3 protein-coding genes are annotated in these 2,265 nt (G+C 25.0%); all 3 read right to left on the bottom strand.

From position 1 onward, the window contains the following. Positions 1 to 407, bottom strand: a 407-nt coding sequence (locus tag AST99_RS12865; RefSeq protein ID WP_103191338.1) for a peptidase associated/transthyretin-like domain-containing protein, incomplete at its 3' end; no start/stop codon positions are given. 163 nt (positions 408 to 570) lie between these two features. Beyond that, complete coding sequence (locus AST99_RS12860; RefSeq protein WP_057782250.1) at positions 571 to 1,788, bottom strand: retropepsin-like aspartic protease; 1,218 nt, start codon at positions 1,786 to 1,788, stop codon at positions 571 to 573. Positions 1,789 to 1,960: 172 nt separating this feature from the next. Beyond that, positions 1,961 to 2,265: hypothetical protein (locus tag AST99_RS18775; protein ID WP_198151519.1), on the bottom strand; the 305-nt coding region annotated here is incomplete at its 5' end.

Raw genomic sequence — 2,265 nt, 5'->3', positions numbered from 1 at the left:
CCATTTGGACATTCAATTATCGTAACTTCTTCTTTCATTTTGATATTCATTTCTAAAATATTATTTTTCTTAAATAATTTCTTTTTTATTTCTCTTCTTTCAGTTTTATAGCCTAAAAAATAAAATTCAATAACTATTTTTTTATTTTTATTTAATTGTTCTGTAACATTTATTCGATATTCTCCATATTTATTTACAGTTGATTTCGTTTTTGAATTCTGTATTTTAACGGTTACATATTCAAACAACTCACCTATGTTGTCGTTAACTTTTCCGTAAATTATTAAAGAGTCTTTTTCTTGTTTTAATTCAAAAGGAATTGTTTTAATTCTAGTTTCAGAAATAATTTCACCTTTTAGCATAGAAAATAGAACTAACGGATATAAAATTAAAAAGTAAATTTTCATTTTTTGTTCATTTTTTTTATTTGCTACAACGGTTTTGTGTATGATTTCGTTGCGTGATTTTAGCACTAAATTTAGCAAATAAATCACAGATAGAATATTCCGCAGGAATGTTCGTAAGTAGGATAAAACCAGCAATTAATTATACACGGTGTTACCACACGTATTATTTCGGTAATAGTTGTTTGATTTTCAGTCGTACGTTTTTGATTTTTCCTTTATTCAATATTTTTGCATTTATAGTGTTCTTCATAAATTCTTCTTTTCTATTATACCAAAAATCACATAATTCCGAAGTTTTTAAATTTGAAACATCAATACCATTCAGTGACATAATTTCGGAACCTAATTCAACATTTTCCTCTAATTTATTATCATTCCAATAACCATAAATTTGAATTTTATTTGTTAAATAATTAGGGTATAAGACTACTTGATATTGATTGATTTTGGGTTTTTCGAAATCTAATTTTTTCTCTAAATAAAAATATTCTTCATTCCAATCTAAAGTAACCAAATAGTGTTTTAAAAATTCGTTTCCTAAAAGTTTAGATTGACCTTTTTCAAAATCTACTATTTGATCTGATAATTCAATGTTTTCTAATTTTATATTGTTAATTATTGATTTGTAGATAGTTCCTGTTGTAAATCCGTGAGCTGTAAATGAATTTATGCCTGTTCTTGTTGTATGTTGAATTTTCTTTTTTGAATTAATCTTATCAAAAAGTAATTTGTCAGCACTTATAAAACTACTTGAACCTGTATCAAAGGTATATTCATCTTCAAATCCATTTAATAATATTTTAATATCTGCACCTCCATAATTCCCGGAATTAGTTTTAAACTTTGTTGCTGCCTTATTAACATTTAGCTTTTTAATATCATCAGTTATTTTTATTGTTTTAGTTTGATAATCTATTTGCCATTTTGCTTTTCGCATTAAATTACTCCCAATTAAACCAACATAGTGATTACAAGCATTAACCTGTTTAAAATGTGAAAAATCTGTTGTTTGAGCTCCAATATTTTCAAATTCAATTTCTCCTATTTTAAGTTTTTTGATTGATATATATTCGTTAATTCTTGTTTTTTTAGCTGCATCAGTTATTTCATTGTTTACCTTATTCAAATTGTAATCAACTTCTTCTAATAATGTTAAATCTATGCTTGTTAAATCATTTCCTGTATCAAATATGAATGGATAGAATTTGCCATTAATCTCTACTTGAAGAATTATTTGGTTATCAATAAATTCAAATGGAATTTCTTTTATATAATTCTGTTGAACAACCTTTCCTTGAGTTACGGTTTTTAATCTTTTTAAAGAAGAACATCCATTTATTAGAAACGGAAATATCAAAATAAGCAGTAGGTTTTTTTTCATATGTGTGGTAACGGTCTCGTGTATGATTTCGTTGCGTGTTTAAGCACTAAAGTTAGCAAATAAATCACAGATAGAAAGTCCGCGAGGACTTTCGTAAGTAGGCTTTAACCAAGCAATTAATTTTATACGGTGTTGCCAGCAGTTTATGATTTTTAGCATATTTTTTATTACTCTAAATTTCATTTTTTCCTATGTCTTTTAAATATTTTTCAAAACTAGTATTGTTCTCAAAATAACTTCTAATTGCTTTTTCAAGACTATTATATATTTCTAAGTTATTACCAATATATTTATTTTTGTTTTTATTGTACAGAATTAATTTCATAGTGTTTGACAAAAGACGGCTATTTAATAAATAACAAAATTCTAATGAGTTATCAAATAAATTATTCTCTTTAGCAGAATTTAAAAAGGAATTATATTTTTTTGTTAAAGGACTCTTTTCTGTATAATTAGAAACTCTACCATATCTATAAT

This window comes from Formosa algae, assembly GCF_001439665.1.
Lineage (GTDB): Bacteria > Bacteroidota > Bacteroidia > Flavobacteriales > Flavobacteriaceae > Formosa > Formosa algae.
This window is presented reverse-complemented; position numbering and strand designations above follow the sequence as displayed.

Coding starts and splice junctions, on each gene's coding strand:
- AST99_RS12860 (WP_057782250.1), bottom strand. CDS start 1,788: ATGAAAAAAAACCTACTGCTTATTTTGATATTTCCGTTTCTAATAAAT.